This is a genomic window from Streptomyces sp. WZ.A104 (assembly GCF_002382885.1).
GTDB lineage: Bacteria > Actinomycetota > Actinomycetes > Streptomycetales > Streptomycetaceae > Streptomyces.
On record NZ_NWVL01000112.1, the window covers coordinates 1 to 18,840 of the forward strand.

Consider the following 18,840-nt stretch of genomic DNA (forward strand, 5'->3'; position numbering starts at 1 on the left):
CGGTCGTGGCGCGGGCGGCGCGAACGCGGGCGGCCGGGGCGGGGACGCCGACGGGTCGGCGGCACCGCCCCCGCCCGTCGCCACGCCCTCCCCGCCCGCCGGGGTGTCCGGTGGGGGCGACTGGGACGGCGGCTGGCGCCGGGTCGCCCCGCCGTCGGTGACGGTCGCCCGGTCCTCGATCGGCGTGAGCGACGGGCTGCGGTTCCGTTCGCAGCTCGCCTCGTGGCAGGACCCCTCCCTCGGCGGCGAACTCGGCCACGCCGTCCTGCCATCGGCTCCGGTGGGCCTCATCCACGGAGTCGCCCGCCCGGGCAGCGCGCGCACGGCGTCCCCCGGCGGGCCCCTGCTGCTGCGCGCGGTCCGGCCGGCGGACGAGGAGCCGGGGCCGGTGGCGGACCTGCCGACTGCCGCGGCGGGGCGGAACATCACCGGGACGGGGACGACCGACGGCAGCCGGAAGCCGAGGCCGGGGTCGCCGTCGGTCCAGCGGTCGAGCCAGCCGTCGAGCCGGTCGGACCGGTCGGACCGGTCGACGAGCGGTGGGTCGCGTTCTTCGGGTACGTCGCGTTCTTCGGGTACGTCGGGGTCTTCGGGGCCGTCGGCGTCCTCCGGGTCCTCCGGTCGGCGGGGGGCTTCGGCCGCGCCGGGCTCCTCCGGTACGTCGGCGTCTTCGGGTACGTCCAGGTCTTCCGACCGGTCGGCGGCTCCCGGGCCCTCCGGCAGGACGGGTTCCCCGGGTACGTCGAAACCTTCCGGCCGGTCCACGTCCACGTCCACGTCGGCGGCTTCGGGCAGGTCGGTTTCGTCGGGGCGGTCGGAGGGCTCACCCGCGCGGGGAACCTCCGGTCGATCGGCGTCATCGGGTACGACGGGAGCCTCCGGGTACTCGGCATCCTCCGGCCAGTCCGGGACCTCGGGCACACCAGGAACCTCCGGCCGGTCAGCGTCTTCCGGTACGCCAGGAACCCCCGGGTACTCGGCATCCTCCGGCCAGTCCGGGACCTCGGGCACACCAGGAACCTCCGGCCGGTCAGCGTCTTCCGGTACGCCAGGTGCCTCCGGCCCCTCGGCATCCTCCGGCCGATCGGGTTCCTCCTCCGGACCGTCGGGGTCACCGGGGTCGTCGGGTTCCTCCTCCGGACCGTCAGGGTCACCAGGGTCGTCGGAGTCCTCGTCCGGACCGTCGGGGCTCTCCGGCGCTCCCGGCTCCTCCAGCTCCTCCAGCTCCCCGAGTTCCGCCGGATCCTCCGGCCGCAACGGGCCCGCTCCGGCGGTGCAGCGGGCTGTCCTCGGTTCACCGATGGGCCTGGTGGCGGACGCTGGTGCGTCCGGCGCGCAGGCCATGGCACGACCCGCTCCCGTGCGCCCTCGGCCGACCGGCCCTCCGCTGACCGTCGCCCGGCGCCCCCAGATGACGCTGCGGCAGATCACCGGGCTCGCACCCGCCACACCCGAAACGTCCCCCGCACCCACCGCACCGGCCGCCCCCGTCACCACAGCCACCACCCCTGCCGTGCAGCGGGCGGCAGCCGACAAACGGACCACCCCGTCGTCGGGCGGCCATACGGCCGCCGAGACAGTACGGCCCGCCCTGGGCAAGCCACTGCGCGAACTGCCCGCCGGGGCTGTGCCGTCCCGCACCGACGAGCCGGCCTCCGTCGTGCCGTCCGGCCCGGCATCGGTACCGCCCACGGCGGCGATGCCGGTGCTCCAGCGCCAGGTCACGGACCCGGCGCAGCCGCCGTCGGACGCGGCGCCCCGAACGCAGCGGCCGACTCAGCCGTCTCCGGCCCCGGGCTCTTCGCCCCAGCCATTCCAGCCATCCCGGCAGTCCCGGCAGTCCCAGCCGTCTCAGCCATCCCAGCGGTCCCAGCCGTCCCCTTCCGTGCAGGCGGCACCGGCCACCGCGCCGGTGCGGGCCCAGAGCCCCGGTGGCGCCGAGCCCTCCGACGCCTCTGGTTCGCGGGGACGCACACGCGCTGGGATCGGCGCACCGCTGCCCTCGCTGCCGCCGACCGCCCGGGTCGGCAACGGCGTACCGCTGCTCGGCGACCGCCGGTCCCCCGGCACACCGCGGGGGGCCGGTCCGGCAGCGGCTGCGACGCCCGCTCCGACGCCCCCTCCGGCCTCCTCGGGCGCGCCCGCGATGCCCGTGCGCTCGGCGTCCGCCGGGTCCCCGGCAGGGTCCGAACCCGCCGCCGTACAGCGCGCGGTGGACGGTGACCGGGCACCTGCCCGCAACCACTCCGCAACCGGGACCGGGACCGGGCCCCGTACGCGTACGGCATCGTCCCCTGCCACTCCCCCGGCCCCGGTACGCATCCGGCCGATCGGCCCGGAACGGGAGGCGGCGCGGACCTCCGGCGGTGGGGCTGCGACGCCTGCCGTCCAGCGGGCCAGGACTCTGCTCCCGGGCCGGGCCCTGACCGTGAACACCGGTGCCGCCGAAGGCTTTTCGGGACCGCGTACGGCAGCGGCGGGCGTCACGGCCCGGCCGGTCGTCGCGGCCACCTGGCGGCGTGACGTACCGCAGGCCGAACCGGGCCCCGACGCGCCGTCACCCGGCTCCGGGAACCGTCCGACCGCGCACCGCCGCACCGCCCCGCAGCCTCCGACGCCCTCGGGTACGGTCCCCGGGCGGACCGCTCCCCTCCTCCGCGCCAACGCCGCCGCGGCCTCCGGCGGCACCGTCCAACGTGCCGTGGCGGCCGAGAGCGCGACAGGCACGGGCGGCGACCCGGCGGGCCGCAGGCCCCAGCACTCACCCTCGCCCGTGCCCGCGCCCGCGCCGACGGCAGGACGGGAGCCAGGGCGGCCGGCTCCACCGTCCCGCTCCGCGCGGCCCGTTCCCATCGTGCGGCCGCATCCGCCCGCATCGGCCGGGCCGGGCGAGGCCTCCGTGCCCCTCCAGCGGATGGCGCTGCCGGTGGTACCCGAAAGTGCCGGGCTCCAGGCCACCGGGCCCGTGCCCGGGGGCGGCGCGGCCCCGGCGCCTCCGCCCGGTCTCTCCGCACGGGTTCCGCCCAGGCCCCCCGCACCAGCCACCGCGCGGGCGGTTCAGCGGGCCGCCGAGGCCGGGATCACCGGCGTTCCGGTCCGGGCGGTCCGGACGAAGCCCCACACGTCGTCGAACAACGCGTCGCACAACGCGTCCGCGGAGCCCGCCGAGACGACTCCCGCCGCGAACCAGCTCAGCGGTGCGGACATGGAAGAGCTGGCCCGTCGGCTGCTCGACCCGGTGAGCCGGCTCATCCGCGCGGACCTGCGCCGGGGCCGGGAGCGCGCCGGGCGGCTGCACGACGGCCGCCGCTGAGCCCGGGGGCGTACCCCCGACCCGTACGAGAGACAGACAGAGACAGCCGAGAAGACGGACGAGAGACTGACCCATGACGGACAACATCTTCGCCACGAGCGTGTTCTTCAAGCTGGCGATCGGCGGCAGCGACCTGGGCGCGTTCCACACCTGCTCGGGCCTCGGCGCAGAGGTGGAGATGGAGACGTACGCCGAGGGCGGCAACAACGGGTTCACCTGGCAGCTGCCGGGGCGGATCACCTGGACCAACATCACGCTGACCCGCCCCGTCACCGCCGATACGCTCAAGATCGCGCGCTGGCTCAACGAGACGATCCAGCGGGTCGAGCCCAAGGACGGCGAGATCGTGGCGCTGCGCCCGGATCTCAGCCGGATCATCAGCTGGCAGGTGCAGGGGATCGTGCCGGTGCGCTGGCAGGGGCCCTCCTTCGACCCGGCCAACTCCCAGGCGGCGATCGAGACGCTGGAGATCGCCCACGAGGGCCTGGAGCCCTCCTGACGGACTCGACCACCCCGACCGACCCGACAACCCCGACCGCATCGGCCCAGAGAAAGGAGGAACGCAATGTCACCCGCTGCCCGTGCGAGCCGCGCTCGCGCCCAGCTGACCATCATGGAACCGCCGTCGTCCGTCGGCGCCAAGCCCGGCGGCACGCTCGCCCGGCTCACGTTGCAGTTCAACCCCGCGAAGCTGTCGCTGAGCAAGAGCACCGAGTGGCGGCGCACTCCGTCCCGGACAGCCGGGCAGTCCGCGCTGCCCGAGTTCGTCGGCAGCGGGCCCCGGTCCCTGTCTCTGGAGGTCTTCCTCGACGCCACGGCCACCCACGACAACTCGGTGGAGAAGGCGGTCGAACAGCTGATGACCGCCTGTGTCCCCACCCCGAGCAGTCTGGCCCGCATGACGCCTTCGAGCCCGTGGGTGCGGTTCGACTGGGGCACGGCGAAGACGACCTCGTTCGACGGGGTGCTCTCCAGCCTCTCCGTGTCGTACACGCTCTTCGACGTCGACGGGAAGCCGCTCCGCGCCACCTGCTCCCTCTCCATCGAGGAGGCGAGCGTGGACCCGGCCGGCCAGAACCCCACGTCGGGTTCGAAGGAGGCCCGGCGTACGCACCGGGTCGTGGCCGGGGACAGTCTGCCGCTGCTCGCCTGGCGGGAGTACGGCGATGCCACCGCCTGGCGCACCATCGCGGCCGCCAACGACATCGACGACCCGATGCATTTGACCCCGGGCAGGGAGCTTCTGGTGCCCGGGCTGGAAGACCACCGGGCGGAGGACGGCCGGTGACCTCGACATCCCCCGGCCGGTCCTTCGCCGCCGACCCGATCGTCGAGGCGCCCGGCGAGCTGCCGCGGGCCTGGGCCGCGCAGTTGGTGAGCTGTGTCGTCGACGAGAACGTCGGGCTGCCGGACGCCGCCGTGCTGATGTACCGGGACCCGGACCACACGTTCCTCACGGCGACGGGCCTCACCATCGGCACCCCGCTGAAGATCTCCGTGGTCACCGTGCAGGAGCGGGTGCGCGAGCGGCTGTTCACCGGGGAGGTCACCGCGGTCGAGCTGGACAGCGACACCACCGGTTCGTTCACGGTCGTGCGGGCGTTCTCCAAGGCGCACCGGCTCCAGCGCGGCCGGAAGGTCGTGGCCTTCCGGAACATGAAGACGGCGGACATCGTGCGCAAGGTCGCCGCCGGTGCGGGGCTGGCCTGCGGGAAGGTGGAGGCCGCGCCGATCACGTACAAGCAGCTGACCCAGCCGAACGTGTCGGACTGGGAGTTCCTCCAGCACCTCGCGGCCGAGAGCGGGGCGGTGGTGCGGGTGGACGACAAGGGTCTGCTCCAGTTCACCAAGCCGAAGCCCGCCGCTTCGGCCCCCGCGCCGTCGACCTCCGCGACGCGCGACCCGATGGTCCTGGAGTACGGGAACAACCTGGTGGCCCTGCGGGCGGTGCTGACCGGTGCGGACGGGGCGGACAGCGTCGAGGTGCGCGGCTGGAACGTCGACACCAAGACGCGGCTGGTGGCCCGGCAGCAGTCCATCCGCAGCGAGACCGTCACCCCGGGGATGAGCCCGTCGCTGGCGGCCGGGGCGTTCGGCTCCAACGCCCGGACGACGATCGCGGACACCCCCTACCGGACGCAGGCGGAGACGACCGCGGTGGCCGGTGCCCTCGCCGCCTCGGTCAGCTCCGGATTCGGGGAGATCGAAGCCGTCGCCTACGGGAACCCGCAGCTGCGGGCGGGCCAGCCGGTGGCGCTCGGCAACGTGGGGCCCGCTTTCTCCGGCCGCTACACCGCGACCGCCGCGCACCACGTCCTCGAACCGGACACCGGCTACCGCACGACGGTGATCGTCAGTGCCTCACCGGACCGTTCGCTGGCCGGGCTGGCCACCGGCGGCAGCGCCCCGTCGCGCGGTCCGCGCATGCCGGGGCTGGCGATCGGGGTGGTCACCGACATCCGCGAGGAGGGCCGGGGCCAGCGCGGCTGGGTGCGCCTGAAGTTCCCCTGGCTGGACGACACGTACGTCACCGACTGGGTCCGTACGGTGCAGTGGGGCGGCCAGGGCGGCGGCGGAGTGTTCAGCCCCGAAGTCAACGACGAGGTGCTGGTCGGGTTCGAGCAGGGGCTGCTGGACAGCCCGTACGTGCTCGGCGGCCTCTACAACGGGGTCGACAAGCCGTCCGCGCACGACGTCCCGCTGGTCGACCCGACCAGCGGGAAGGTCAACCGCCGTTCGCTGGTGTCCCGTTCGGGCAACCGGCTGGAGCTGCTGGACGCCCCGCGCGGCCCGGCGGGCGTGCGGCTGGCCACCGGCGACAAGCGGCTCGACGTCGTCCTCGACGAGAAGAAGGGCGAGATCAGGCTGTCGGTGAAGGCCCGCGGCGGCGGCCGGGAGCTGAGCTCGGTGACGCTCTCCGCCTCCGGCATCACCCTCGACGCCGGTATGGGCGACGTGAACATCAAGGGCCGCTCGGTGACCGTCAACGGCAAGACGGGGGTCACCGTCGACGGCGGACTGCTCGCCGTCCTCAAGGCCAAGCTCATCAGGATCAACTGACTCCCCGTCCCGTACGCCCCTCACCCCTGAAGTCCCTTTCACAGCAAGGAGAATCCCGGCCATGCCCCCCGCAGCCCGCACGGGCGACAGCACCGCACACGGCGGTCTCATCGGCACCCCGCCCCCGGGTGCGGTCGCCGTCGCCACCGTGCTCATCGGCGGCCGGCCGGCGGCCGTCACCGGGAGCCTGCACGTGTGCGTGGTCCCCCCGCACGCGGCGCTCGGACCCGGAAACGTGATCATGCCCAACCCGGCCGCCGCGCTCGCCGGTCAGGTGCTGATCGGCGGGCTGCCCGCCGCCCGGATGCGGGACACCACCAGCTGCGGCGCGCCCATCGTCAGCGGCGCGTTCAACGTCCTGATCGGGGGCCCGATGTGAGCGGCGGCGGATTCATCGGACGGGGCTGGGGCTTCCCGCTGCGGGTCGGGCCGACGGGCGGGATCGCCCTGGTCGAGCGGGACCGCGAGATCGAGGAGGCGATCGGCCTGATCCTCGGGACCGCGCCGGGTGAGCGGCCGATGCGCCCGGAGTTCGGCTGCGGCATCCACGACTACGTCTTCGCGCCCGGCGACGGGGCGACGGCCGGGCGGATCGCACAGGAGGTCCGCGCCTCCCTGGAGCGGTGGGAGCCGCGCATCGAGGTGACGGACGTGGTGATCGCGTTCGACGCGATCGAGGAGGGCACGCTCTACATCGACGTGCACTACACCGTGCGGGCCACCAACGACCTGCGCAACCTGGTCTTCCCCTTCTACACGATCCCGTCCGAAGCGGGTTCCGCCGAAGTTTCCACAGAGGTTTCCGCCGAAGCGAGGACGCGCTGATGGCACTCCCCTCCCCCAACCTGGACGACCGGCGCTTCCAGCAGCTCGTCGACGAGGCCAAGCGGTACGTCCAGCAGCGCTCCCCCGAGTGGACCGACCACAATGTGTCGGACCCCGGGGTCACGCTGATCGAGACGTTCGCGTACATGGTCGACCAGTTGCTGTACCGGCTGAACCGGGTGCCCGACAAGAACTACGCGGCCTTCCTGGACCTGCTGGGCGTGACGCTCTTCCCACCGACGGTGGCGCGGGCCGAGGTGGACTTCTGGCTGTCCGCCCCGCAGCCGGAGACCGTGCACCTCCCCGCCGGTACGGAGGTGGCGACCGCGCGCGGCGAGGCCGAGGAGCCGGTGGTGTTCACCACCTCCCGGGACCTGCCGATCATGCCGAGTTCGCTGGTCCGGCTGGTCACCGCGCCGGTGTCGGGCGAGCAGACGGACCGGACCGCGCCGCTCGGCGCGGGCAAGGACATCCCGTGCTTCCAGTCCCGGCCCGAGCCCGGGGACGCCCTGCTGTTCGGGCTGCCGACGGCCGTGCCCCGGTGCATCGTCGCCGTGCGCCTGGACAGCCGGGTGGAGGGCGTGGGCGTCGATCCGCGGCAGCCGCCGCTGGTGTGGGAGGCGTGGGACGGGGCCCGCTGGGTGGCCTGCGCGACCGGCACCGACAGCACCGGCGGGCTCAACCGGCCCGGCGAGGTCGTGGTGTTCGTCCCGGCCGGGCACACCGCGTCCGTCGTGGCGGGGACCCGGGCGGGGTGGCTGCGCTGCCGGGTCACAGCGCCGGAGCCGGGCCAGCCGTTCTACTCCGAGTCGCCGACGATCCGCGAGGCCGAGGTGTTCACCGTCGGCGGCACGGCGGCCGTGGAGCACGCGGAGACCATCCTCGACGTGCCCCTCGGGGTGTCGGAGGGCGTCGCCGGGCAGCGGTTCTCGGTGAGCCGGGTGCCGCTGCTGCTTGACGGAGACCCGCCGGTCGTCCAGGTGTCGGCCGACGACGGCTGGCAGGTCTGGACGCCCGTCGATCACTTCGGGGCGTCGCTCCCCGGCGACCGGCACGTCCGGATCGACGCCGTGTCGGGCGAGTTCGCGTTCCCGCCGGAGGTGCGGGAGGCGGACGGCACGATGCGCGCGTACGGCGCGGTCCCGGAGAAGGGCGCCCAGCTCCGCGTCCCGCGCTACCGGACCGGCGGCGGTGCGGCCGGGAACGTCGCCCGGGGCGCGATCTCCGTGCTGCGCAGCTCGGTGCCTTACGTCGCGGGCGTCAACAACCGGGAGGCGGCGACCGGAGGCGTCGACGGGGAGACCGTGGAGAACGCGAAGGTGCGGGCGCCCAACATCCTGCGGGTGCAGGAGCGGGCCGTCACGGCCGAGGACTACGAGGTCATCGCCCGGGAGGCCGCGCCGTCGCTGCGCCGGGTACGGTGTCTGCCCGCGGTCGCGGGCGAGGCGGGTGCGGTTCGGGTGCTGCTGGTGCCCGACGCGGTCGCCGACGAGGACGGCCGGCTCCGGTTCGAGCAGCTGATCCCCACCGACCCGGTCCTCGCGGCGGTGACGGCACGGCTCGACGAACGGCGGCTGGTCGGGACCCGGTTGGTGGTGGAGCCGCCCGCGTACCAGGGCGTCACGGTGGTGGCCCGGCTGGTGGCGGCCCCCGGCGACGAGGACCGGGTCCGGGCGGCCGCCCTGGAGGCGCTGTTCCACCACATCGACCCGTTGCGGGGCGGGGCGGACGGCCGGGGGTGGCCGTTCGGCAGGCCCGTGCAGTACGGAGAGGTCTTCGCCGTGCTCCAGAACGTGGAGGGGGCCGGTCTCGTGGAGGAGCTCCGGCTGTTCCCGGCCGACCCGATCACCGGGCGGCGCGGGGCCGCGGTCGAGCGGATCGACGTCGCGCCGGGGGCCCTGGTCTTCTCGCACCAGCACCAGGTGGTCGTCACCGCGAGCGGGCCCGGTGAGGGCGCGTGAGCCGGGCCTCCGTACCCGGGCTGCCCAGCCGCTATCCGATAGGCGACCTGCTGCCTGCCCTGTACGCGGACGACGACCTGGCCCAGCGGTTCACGGCGGGCCTGGACACGGTCCTGGCTCCGGTCCTGTCCACCCTGGACAACCTGCCCGCCTACGTCGACCCGGCGCTCGCCCCGGCCGACTTCCTGCCGTGGCTGGCGTCCTGGGTGGGGGTGGACGTCGATCCCGCGTGGCCGGTGGAGCTGCGCCGGGCCGTGGTGGCCCGCGCCGTCGAGCTGCACCGGTGGCGCGGTACCCGGCGCGGTCTGGTGGAGCGCCTGCGGCTCTGCTGCGGGGTGCACGCGGACGTCCTGGACGGCGGCGGCGCCACGTGGTCGGCCACCCCGGGTGCGGCCCTTCCTCCGCCGCCGGCCGGGGAACTGCTCGTCCGGGTCTGGCCGGTGCGCGACGGCGACGCGGTGGACAACCGCCGCGTCCTGGACGTCGTCACGGCCTCGTGCCCCGTCCACCTCACCTGCCGGGTGGAGGTCCTGCCGGGCCCGCCCGAAGAGCCCGAACAGACAGGAGGCTGACGCGATGCGTTCATGCCCGGCGTGCGGTACGGCCAACGGCGAGGACGACGACTTCTGCGGCAGCTGCGGGGGCTACCTGGGGTGGTCGTCGCAGCCGAGCAGGCCACCTCGGCCGGTCCCGGGACCGGGTGCGGACCCGGGTGCGGACCCGGCTTCTGTTCCGACTCCGGTTCCGGGCCCGGAACCGACCCCGGGCCCAGGTCCGACTCCGGTTCCGACTCCGGTTCCGGGGCCGGCTCGGGTGCCAGGCCCGCATCCGCAGCCTCAACCGGCCCCGGAAGCGGCCCCGGATGCCCGGATGGAGCCGGGGCCCACGGACGCCGAGCCCATCTCGCCCGCGCCCAGCCGCGCACCCGAGCAGACGGCTTCCGGTGGCCGCGACGCGTCCGAAAGTCCGGACCGGGCACCGGCGTCGGGCGCCTCGGGCGCCTCGGGCGCCTCGGGCGCCTCGGCACCCCGCGTGCCTGAGCCGTCGCCTGAGCCGGAGCCGGAGCCGGAGCCTGACGAGCGTTCGCCGACGACGCCCGTACCGCCAGTCCCTGTTGTACCCCCGCCCCCGGCCGGTTCCGCCCCCACGGGCACGGAGCAACGCGAGCCGTCGGCGCAACCCACCACGCCCGCGCGCCCCACCACCACGGCGCAACCCACCACCTCGGCGCGCCCCGAACCGACGGCTCCCCCCGAACCGACAGCGCAGCCCGTCCCCGCGCGCCCCGAGCACACCCCGACACCACCCCGCCCCGCCACCGCGCCCCCGGCGGGGCCAACTCCTGTACGCCCCAAGCCTCCTGCGCCCCCCACTCCTCCCGGACAGCCCGCGCCCGTACGCCCCGGAGTGCCGCTGTCCGCAGCCGCGCCCCGGCCGTCGGCGTCGGAGGCGCGGGCAGCGGCGGACGAACCCATCGGGGCGGTGCAGCCCGCGAAGCCTGTGGCGCGGCGGCCCGTCGTGCGGCCGGTGGCGGCGGACGAGGCGCCCGACGGGCCGCCGTGTCCGGCCTGCGGCACCCCCAACCTGCCGGGGCGGCAGTTCTGCCGGCGTTGCGCCGCCCCGTTGCGGGTCCGTGAGCAGCCCGCCGCCCTGCCGTGGTGGCGCACGGTGTGGCCGTTCCGCCGCCGGGTGCGGGGCGGGTCCGGTGGCCGGGGGCTGCGGCGGCTCCTGCTGGTGACGGTGCTGGTCGGGCTGTTGTTCGCGGGCTTCATGCTGGTGCCGTTCGGGCGTTACCTCTTCGAGGACGTACGGGACAAGCTCGGCGGCACCGCGGAGATCAGCCCCTCCGCGGTGAGCGCGAGCGCGGCGGCGCCCGGTCATCCGGCGAGCGCGGCCATCGACGGGCTGACCAACAAGTACTGGGGTGCGCCCGCGCTAGGCGACTCGCTGACGTGCTCCTTCGGGAAGCCGTTCCGGCTGGTCGGCGTCGTCGTGCACACCGGGGTCTCGAAGGAGCCGCAGGAGTTCCGGCGGGGCGCGCGGCCCATCGGGGCGGACCTGCTCGTCACCACGGCGGACGGCACGGTCCACGAGAAGGCCGTGACGCTCAACGACAAGCCCGGGCAGCAGACGATACGGACGGGCATCAGCGATGTCGTCTCCGTCCGGCTGATCCTGCGGGACGCGGCGGGGCAGGGCGAGGGTCGGCCGATCGCGGTCGGCGAGGTCGAGTTCTTCCAGCGCACCTGACACCGGCATCGTCCCGCTGCCCGCTGCCCGCTGCCCGCTGCCCGCTGCCCACCAACCACCCCGGGAATCACGAACAGTCCCAGAAGTTCATCAACTGCTCAGAGATGCCCACAGATGCTCAGAGAGTTCAAGATGATCATGCACTTTCGGTCACAAATGGCTTCCCTCCAGCCCTCAACAGGGGGTTGACTATGCCTCACGCATGGTGACGCGATCGCCCCCACCGGCCGCCGACCCTGCTCCGGGGCCCCGGCCCCGCCAAATGCGCCGTTCGCTTCGTCCGTCCGCATCCATTCGACGAGGGGCAGCAAATGAGCCAGATCACGTTACCGGCGTTTCACATGCCGTTCCAGAGTGCAGGGTGCAATCCGGGCTTGGCCGAAACCCGGCAGGCCGCCTGGGAATGGGCCGAATCCGAAGAACTGAATCTGTCCGTGCCCGCCCGTCGGAAGATGATCCGCACCCGGCCGGAACTGTGGATATCCCTCATCTTCCCGAAGGCCTCGCAGGAGCATCTCGATCTTTTCTGCCAGTGGCTCTTCTGGGCCTTCCTGGTGGACGACGAGTTCGACGACGGCCCCGCCGGGCGCGACCCGTTGATGTGCGAGGCGGCAATCACCCGGCTGGTGGACGTCTTCGACGGAGCCGCGCCGCGCGGGCCGATGGAGCGGGCCCTCGCCGGACTGCGGGACCGGACCTGCCGGGACCGGTCGCCGCAGTGGAACCGGCAGTTCCGGCGGGACACCGCCGCCTGGCTGTGGACGTACTACGCCGAGGCGGTGGAGCGCGCCGCCGGACAGGTCCCGAGCCGGGCGGAGTTCGCCAAGCACCGGCGGGATTCCGTGGCCATGCAGCCCTTCCTGGATCTGCATGAGATCACCGCCGGAATCGATCTCCCGGATTCCGCCCGCAGCCTCCCCGCGTATATCGCCCTGCGGAACGCGGTGACGGATCACTCGGGGCTCTGCAACGACATCTGCTCGTTCGAGAAGGAAGCGGCACTCGGATACGAGCACAATGCCGTACGGCTCATTCAGCGCGACCGCGGATCGACCCTCCAGGAAGCCATCGACGAGGCCGCGGTTCAACTGGCCCGGATAGCCGAGCGGGTGCACCGCGCGGAAAAGGAACTGCTGGAGGAAATCGACGCGGCGGGCATCACAGGACCCACCCGGGCGGCCCTGGAACGCTGCGTCCAGGACTACCGGGGACTCGTGCGGGGTGACTTCGACTACCACGCGCGCGCCGAGCGCTACACCCGCCCGGACCTGGTGGAACGCGACGAACGGGCGTCCTTGTCCCAGCACTTCGCCGCCTGACCGGTCCACCCTGGGCCGGGGAGCAAGCGCTCCCCGGCCCAGGGCAGGGGAGATCCGGTCCGATCGCATGGAAGAATCGCTCCCGCAAGCATGTCCCTGGTCGCCCCACCGGCCGGGCCGACCAGGGCATCCCCTGACGTCGTGCCCCCGGTCAGCGACTGACCGGTCGGAATGCCCTGCCTTCCACCAGCGTCGTCCCCGGGGAAATCACACGTGAGAGCACAGCGAAGAGTCTGGGTCACGGCTGCCGTCGCGACAGCGGCCGTGACAGGTGTCCTGGTCTTCCAGGGCGTGACCGGCACCTCCCCCGCCGACGGGGGCACCGACACGGACGCCAAGTCCGCCTCCGGCCCGGCAGTGGCCGACGTACGCAGGACCGCGCTGGAGACGTCGTCGGACGGCAGCTCCGCCTCGCTCGCGCCGCGCGACACCGCGCCGTTCAGCCTGCTCGGCGTCACCTGGACCGATCCCGCCGCCCACGTCACCGGCCGGGTCGAGGCCCGCACCCGGTCCGCGGCCACCGGCGAGTGGACCGGCTGGCTGCCGCTGGACACCGAGATCGACGGCCGCACCGAGGCCGGCCGGGCCGGTGTCCGGGGCACCACCGAGCCCCGCTGGGTCGGCCCCTCCAACGGCGTCGAGGTCCGCGTCAGAGCCGGGGACGGCGTGCGGGCCGGGCTGCCCGAGGGGCTGCGCCTCGACACCGTGGACCCCGGCGGGAACAGCACCCCGCTCACCGCCGAACCGGCCGCGTTCACCGACGGCCCCGCCCGGGCAGTCGCCGAACCCGCCTCCTTCGCCGCCGAACCCGTCGCGTTCACGGCCGACGGCACCGCGTCCGAGGAGCCGACGCCCACCGAGGAGACCTCACCGGGCACCGAGCCGACGGACGAGCCGGGCGACGGGCAGTCGCAGGAACCCTCCCCCACGCCGACCGCCGAGTCCCCCGCACCACCCCCGAGCAGCACGCCGAGCCCGAGCACCACGCCCCCGGCGCCGAGCACATCGCCGACACCCAGCGCGTCCGCGACCCCACCGCTGCCACCCGCCCCGCCCTCCACCCTCCCGCAGCCGCCGATCGTCCCGCGGGCCGCCTGGCAGGCGGACGAGTCGCTCAACAGCGAGTCGCCGGACTACCTGAGCGCGGTCAAGGCGGTCTTCGTCCACCACACCACGCAGACCAACTCCTACTCCTGCGCCGACTCCGCGGCCATGGTGCGCGCGCTGCACACCTACCACGTGAAGTCGCAGGGCTGGAAGGACATCGGCTACAACTTCGTGGTCGACAAGTGCGGCACGGTCTTCGAGGGCCGCAAGGGCGGCGTGGACCGGGCCGTGCTGGGCGCGCACACCTACGGCTTCAACCGGGACACCGCCGGAATCGCCGTGATGGGCATGCACACGCAGACGCAGGCCGCGAGCGCCGCCACCACCGCGGTCGCCCGGGTCGCCGCCTGGAAGCTCGGCCAGTACAAGGGCGACCCGACGGGCACGGTCCAGCTGACCGCCGGTGCCAACGGCAACAACCTGGCGCACAGGAAGTTCGTCGCCGGAGAGAAGTACCCCTTCCAGCAGATCTCCGGGCACCGGGACGGGTTCGCCACCGAGTGCCCCGGCCTCGGCCTCTACAACCAGCTCCCCGCGATCCGCTCGATGGCCGGTGGATCGGTCACCGGCCTCACCATCGCCTCGGTGACCGGCGCGAGCGCCTCCGGCTCGACGTACTACACCAGGTCGAAGGTCACCGTCGGCTGGAAGGCGGCCACGCCCGCCGCCTTCGTCAAGAGTTACGAACTGCTCGTCGGCGGAAAGCCGGTGGCCACCGTCAAGGGCAACGTCACCTCGGCCCCGGCCACCCTCGCACTGGGCAAGCACTCCGTGCAGGTCCGCGCCACCCACCAGTCGGGCAAGGTGACCACGTCGGCCGCGGCCACGGTCGTCGCCGAGCAGACGCCCCCCGCCTTCTCCGCCAGGCCGACCCTCACGCTGCGCACCGGCACCGTGAACGCGAACGCCGTCCCGCTCACCCTGAAGTGGAAGGCCACCGACGCCGCCGCCCTCAAGCAGGTCCGGCTCACCGCGCCCGTGGCGAAGACATACGGCCCCACGACGCGCAGCGCCTCGCACACCGCGAGGCCGGGCGCGGCGACCGCCTGGAGGATGACGGCGTACGACCACGCGGGCAACACGGCCGCCGCCTCGGTCTCCGGCACCCCGGTGATCCTCCAGGAGACCGCCGCCAAGAAGTCGGGGAAGTGGACGACGAAGTCCTCGTCGAGCTATCTGGGCGGGAAGTCCCTCACCAGCAGCGCCAAGAACGCCAGCCTGACCTGGACGTTCACCGGCAGGTCAGCCGCCTGGGTGGTGTCGCGGGCCGCCACTTCGGGGCAGGCATACGTCTACGTCGACGGCAAGAAGGTGGCCACGGTGGATCTGAAGTCCTCCGCCACCAAGTACCGGGACGCGATCTGGACGCGGTCCTGGTCCTCCAGTGCCAAGCACACGGTCAAGATCGTGGTGGTCGGCACGAAGGGCCGCCCGACCCTCACCACGGACGGGCTGGTCTATCTGAAGTAGGCGTACACGAGTGGGCGTACGCGCCACCGCACCGCGAGAGAGGTCGGCACGTGACGGACGTACGGGTGACGAACGTGCGAGTGAAGAACGTGCGGGTGAGGACCGTGCACGGCACCGTGCGCGGTGCGGTGGAGAAGGGGGTCGCGGTCTTCCGGGGCATCCCGTACGCGGCTCCGCCGGTGGGTGCCCGGAGGTTCCGCGCGCCCGAGCCGCCGGAGCCGTGGACGGGAGTGCGGGAGGCCCTCGCGTACGGGCCGACGGCCCCCAAACGGCCCTACGCCCCACCGCTGGACCGGCTGCTTCCGGACCCGGCGGTGCCGGGCGAGGAGTGGCTCAACCTCAACGTGTGGACGCCCTCGCCGAAGCCGGACGCCACGGGGCTTCCCGTCCTCGTGTGGATCCACGGCGGCTCGCTGCTGCACGGCTCGTCCGCGGTGCCGGTGTACGACGGGTCCGCGTTCGCCCGGGACGGGGTGGTGCTGGTCTCCGTCAACTACCGCCTGGGCGTCGAGGGCTTCGGGGTGTTCCCGGACGCGCCCGCCAACCGGGGGCTGCTGGACCAGCTGGCCGCCCTGGAGTGGGTGCGGGACAACATCGCGGCGTTCGGCGGCGACCGGGACCGGGTGACGGTGGCCGGGGAGTCGGCGGGGGCGGTGAGCATCGCGGCCCTGCTGGCCACGGACCGGGCGGCAGGGCTGTTCCGGCGGGCGGTGCTCCAGAGCGGGGCTCCCGCAGCCCTGCCCCCCGAGGCCGCGGGCGGGACGACCGAGCTCATCGCCAAGCGGCTCGGGGTGCCCGCGACGGCCGCCGCCTTCGCCGCCGTGGACCCGGACGCCCTGCTGACCGCGCAGGCCGAGGTGACCAGCGGCGGCAACCCGCTGACCGGCCGTACCGCCTTCCAGCTCGTGGTGGACGGCGAGCTGCTGACCCACGACCCGGCCGACGCGCTGCGTACCGGCACGGCGGCCGGGATCGACCTGCTGATGGGGGCGAACACCGAGGAGTACCGCCTCTGGTTCGTCCCCGGCGGCCTGACCGAACGGATCAGCCGCCTGAAGCTCCGCCTCGCCCTGCTGAAGTTCAGGGTCCCGAGCGCCACCGCCCGCACCTACCGGGGCAACCGCCCCGACGCAACGCCGGGCGAGATCCTCGGTGCACTCGCCACGGACCTGCTGCTGCGGGTGCCCCTGAACCGGCTGGCCGACGCCCGGACGGACGCGCCGGGGTCCACGTACGTCTACGAGTTCGGCTGGCCCTCCCCCGTGGAGCGGCTCGGTGCCTGTCACGCGCTGGAGCTCGGCTTCGTCTTCGACACGCTCGCCCACCCCGACACGGCCGCCCTGACCGGCCCGGACGCCCCGCAGGAGCTGGCGGACGCGATGCACCGGGCGTGGGTGGCGTTCGCGGCGACGGGTGACCCGGGCTGGCCGTCCTGGGACGCGTCCCGGCCGGTGCGGTTCTTCGGTCCGGGAGCCCCGGCTCTCGTCCTGGCCCCGCGCGACGACGAGTTGCGGGGCTGGGAACCGTACCGGAAACGGTCCTAGGGCCTCGTCGAGATCCAGTGCGGGTCGGGGACCGCGGTGAGGATCGCCGAGACGACCACGACCGCGCCCAGCACGGCCTGTTCGCGGCGGGCGAGGCAGTGCGCGACCGAGGGGTCGGTGTCGCGGAGCATGCGCCGCCGGGCCGCGACCGCCAGCGCGCTGACCACGGCCATCAGCGTCAGCTTGAGCAGCAGGGTGCGCCCGTAGGCGGAGGTGAACACCACGTCCGGCGGGAGTCGGCGCAGGGCGGAGGCGGTGCCGGTGGCGGCGAGGGCGACGTACAGCCAGATCGCGAGGCGCGCGTACCGGCCGAGCAGCGCACGGGCGGCGACGGGCGTACCCCGCCAGAGCCACATGGTGCGCAGGACGTACAGCAGTCCGCCGGTCCACAGCGAGGCGGCGGTCAGGTGGACGACGGTGAGGGCGGCGCCGATCTCGGGGCTGTACGCCTCCGGGTGCGCGCGCAGGGCCTCCGCGCCGATCACGACGGCGAGCGGGGCCAGGGCGAGGGCCGGGCGGCGGGTCCGGGCGCAGAGAGCGGCGAGGGCCAGGCCGTTGGCCGTGAGGAGGAGCAGTCCGCCCTCGCGGGTGCCGTAGGTCTCGGTGATCCCGAGGTCGCTGACGGCGGCGAGCTGGACGATCTGCCCGGCCGCGGCGGCGGCCCCGGCGAACGAGGCGTACACCGCCCAGCTCCGTACGGCGGTACGGGGGCGGCCGCGGACCGGCCGGATGAGCTGCGGGGCGAGGAGTTCGCCCAGGTGGAGGGCGAGGGCTGTGAAGAGGACGGTGCGGAGCACGGTGGTGAGCCCCGCGCCGGGTATGCGCAGCTCGCCCGTTCCCCGCGCCATGAGCCCTGGGCCGAACAGGGCTATGAGCAGCGCCAGGACACCGGCGGCGCTCAGCAGGACCGGGGTCGTCCACCGGCGTCCGGGCGCACCGTCGGCGGACGTGTCGGGCCGCGCGGACGGCACGCCGGTGACCGCCGCGACAGGGGGTGTGCCGGGGCCGGTCGGCGCGGCCGGGTCGGCAGGGGGGCCGGAGAACATCACGGCCCGATCCTCGCCGGTGGACAAAGACACAGCAAGCCGCGCATGCCACGCAGGTCGCCCGACCGGGCCATCGTGCTCCTGCCGCGCGACAGTCGTCGGGTCTGCCGCACGACAGGCGGCGGGTCGGCCACACGGGTGTCGACGGGTCAGCCACACACGCGGGGGGGGCAGGTCGGCCGCGCGGGTGTCGGCGGGGTCAGCTCACCAGTTCCGTGGCGGTCACCGCGTGCAGTCCGCGGCGGCCGATCTCCGCGAGGAGCAGGGGCAGCGCGGCTACGGTGACCGGGCGGCCGAGGCTCATCCCGACCACCGATCCGTTCCGCAGCTCGCCCGCGACCTTGCGGGTGACGGCGGCGACCCCGGTGGCCGCGTGGTCGAGCGACTCCACGTCGCAGGCCAGGACATGGGGGTAGCCGGCCCGCTGGGCGAGGCGCTGGACGCGCGGGGATGCGTACGGGGTGGGCGAGGGGCGGAACCAGGTGCCGATGGAGCCGGTGAGGCGGCGCAGCCGCCGGGCGCATGCGGTGATCTCCTCGTACGCCGCGCGCTCGTCCAAGGCCGCGAGGTCGAGGTGGTGCTCGGTGTGGTTGCCGATCTCGTGGCCGCCGTCGAGGATGCGGCGGGCCATGCCGGGATGCTCGGCGAGCCAGCTGCCGACGGCGAGGACCGTGACGCGGGCCCCGACCCGTTCGATCCGGGCGAGTGCGGTGCGGGCCAGCTCCGGGTCGCCCCGCCCGTCGAAGGTGAGGGCGACGCGGGGCCGGTTGCGGGGGCCGTGGACGATCTGAACGGGCAGCCCGGGGAAGCGGCGCGGGGCGGCGGGGGCGGGCGACCGCTCGTACAGGGGTGAGGAGGCGGGCCTCCCGGCGGCACCGGCCGCCCCGCCCCCGCCGCCACCCGCGCAGCCCGCCGTGAGGGCGGCGGCCGCGAGCAGCCCGACCC

General features: G+C 74.3%; 14 protein-coding genes and 1 pseudogene. 12 read left to right on the forward strand and 3 right to left on the reverse strand.

The window, feature by feature from the left end; translation table 11 throughout:
• A pseudogene (locus CIB93_RS34860) lies at window positions 1-921 on the reverse strand (hypothetical protein); the annotation flags it as partial.
• A gap of 352 nt (window positions 922-1,273) precedes the next feature.
• Here CIB93_RS34860 and CIB93_RS39340 point away from each other — a divergent pair.
• The 12 genes from CIB93_RS39340 to CIB93_RS34920 all read left to right on the forward strand — a co-directional run bounded on the left by CIB93_RS39340 (window position 1,274) and on the right by CIB93_RS34920 (window position 16,849).
• On the forward strand, window positions 1,274-3,313 hold the full coding sequence (locus CIB93_RS39340; protein ID WP_257002501.1) for a hypothetical protein: 2,040 nt from the start codon (window positions 1,274-1,276) through the stop codon (window positions 3,311-3,313).
• Window positions 3,314-3,386: 73 nt separating this feature from the next.
• Window positions 3,387-3,812 carry a phage tail protein gene (locus CIB93_RS34870; protein ID WP_096632792.1) on the forward strand — a complete coding sequence of 142 codons (426 nt, stop codon included), beginning with the start codon at window positions 3,387-3,389 and terminating at the stop codon, window positions 3,810-3,812.
• 66 nt (window positions 3,813-3,878) lie between these two features.
• Window positions 3,879-4,601 carry a LysM peptidoglycan-binding domain-containing protein gene (locus tag CIB93_RS34875; RefSeq protein ID WP_096632794.1) on the forward strand — a complete coding sequence of 241 codons (723 nt, stop codon included), beginning with the start codon at window positions 3,879-3,881 and terminating at the stop codon, window positions 4,599-4,601.
• Window positions 4,598-6,373: a VgrG-related protein gene (locus tag CIB93_RS34880; protein WP_096632796.1), complete on the forward strand. Its 1,776-nt coding sequence runs from the start codon at window positions 4,598-4,600 to the stop codon at window positions 6,371-6,373. Before CIB93_RS34875 ends, CIB93_RS34880 begins: the two co-directional genes overlap by 4 nt.
• A gap of 61 nt (window positions 6,374-6,434) precedes the next feature.
• Window positions 6,435-6,752 (forward strand): PAAR domain-containing protein, encoded by a 318-nt coding sequence (locus tag CIB93_RS34885; protein WP_096632797.1) that lies wholly within the window; start codon window positions 6,435-6,437, stop codon window positions 6,750-6,752.
• Window positions 6,749-7,198, forward strand: a complete 450-nt coding sequence (locus tag CIB93_RS34890; RefSeq protein WP_096632799.1) for a GPW/gp25 family protein — start codon at window positions 6,749-6,751, stop codon at window positions 7,196-7,198. Before CIB93_RS34885 ends, CIB93_RS34890 begins: the two co-directional genes overlap by 4 nt.
• Window positions 7,198-9,159: a putative baseplate assembly protein gene (locus CIB93_RS34895; RefSeq protein ID WP_096632800.1), complete on the forward strand. Its 1,962-nt coding sequence runs from the start codon at window positions 7,198-7,200 to the stop codon at window positions 9,157-9,159. The genes CIB93_RS34890 and CIB93_RS34895 overlap by 1 nt, the downstream gene beginning before the upstream one ends.
• Complete coding sequence (locus tag CIB93_RS34900) at window positions 9,156-9,731, forward strand: phage tail protein I (RefSeq protein WP_096632802.1); 576 nt, start codon at window positions 9,156-9,158, stop codon at window positions 9,729-9,731. The genes CIB93_RS34895 and CIB93_RS34900 overlap by 4 nt, the downstream gene beginning before the upstream one ends.
• Window positions 9,732-10,641: 910 nt before the next feature.
• Window positions 10,642-11,409, forward strand: a complete 768-nt coding sequence (locus CIB93_RS34905) for a zinc ribbon domain-containing protein (protein ID WP_257002502.1) — start codon at window positions 10,642-10,644, stop codon at window positions 11,407-11,409.
• A gap of 341 nt (window positions 11,410-11,750) precedes the next feature.
• Complete coding sequence (locus tag CIB93_RS34910) at window positions 11,751-12,728, forward strand: terpene synthase family protein (RefSeq protein ID WP_096632803.1); 978 nt, start codon at window positions 11,751-11,753, stop codon at window positions 12,726-12,728.
• Window positions 12,729-12,941: 213 nt separating this feature from the next.
• Window positions 12,942-15,305, forward strand: coding sequence for an N-acetylmuramoyl-L-alanine amidase (locus CIB93_RS34915; RefSeq protein WP_096632805.1), 2,364 nt, complete (start codon window positions 12,942-12,944; stop codon window positions 15,303-15,305).
• 65 nt (window positions 15,306-15,370) lie between these two features.
• Window positions 15,371-16,849, forward strand: coding sequence for a carboxylesterase/lipase family protein (locus CIB93_RS34920; RefSeq protein WP_257002503.1), 1,479 nt, complete (start codon window positions 15,371-15,373; stop codon window positions 16,847-16,849).
• Here the strand turns inward: CIB93_RS34920 and CIB93_RS34925 are convergent.
• The gene (locus CIB93_RS34925) at window positions 16,846-17,895 is read right to left on the reverse strand and encodes a CopD family protein (protein WP_096632806.1); all 1,050 of its coding nucleotides are present in this window, start codon (window positions 17,893-17,895) and stop codon (window positions 16,846-16,848) included. The two genes, CIB93_RS34920 and CIB93_RS34925, sit on opposite strands and share 4 nt — an antisense overlap.
• 199 nt (window positions 17,896-18,094) lie before the next feature.
• Window positions 18,095-18,832 carry a polysaccharide deacetylase family protein gene (locus tag CIB93_RS34930; RefSeq protein WP_096632812.1) on the reverse strand — a complete coding sequence of 246 codons (738 nt, stop codon included), beginning with the start codon at window positions 18,830-18,832 and terminating at the stop codon, window positions 18,095-18,097.
• Between the last annotated feature and the right edge of the window lie 8 nt (window positions 18,833-18,840).

Bases quoted from the DNA above. Each gene is read 5' to 3' on its own strand.
- CIB93_RS34870 (WP_096632792.1), top strand. From the start codon at position 3,387: ATGACGGACAACATCTTCGCCACGAGCGTGTTCTTCAAGCTGGCGATC.
- CIB93_RS34875 (WP_096632794.1), top strand. From the start codon at position 3,879: ATGTCACCCGCTGCCCGTGCGAGCCGCGCTCGCGCCCAGCTGACCATC.
- CIB93_RS34885 (WP_096632797.1), top strand. From the start codon at position 6,435: ATGCCCCCCGCAGCCCGCACGGGCGACAGCACCGCACACGGCGGTCTC.
- CIB93_RS34895 (WP_096632800.1), top strand. From the start codon at position 7,198: ATGGCACTCCCCTCCCCCAACCTGGACGACCGGCGCTTCCAGCAGCTC.
- CIB93_RS34910 (WP_096632803.1), top strand. From the start codon at position 11,751: ATGCCGTTCCAGAGTGCAGGGTGCAATCCGGGCTTGGCCGAAACCCGG.
- CIB93_RS34925 (WP_096632806.1), bottom strand. From the start codon at position 17,895: ATGTTCTCCGGCCCCCCTGCCGACCCGGCCGCGCCGACCGGCCCCGGC.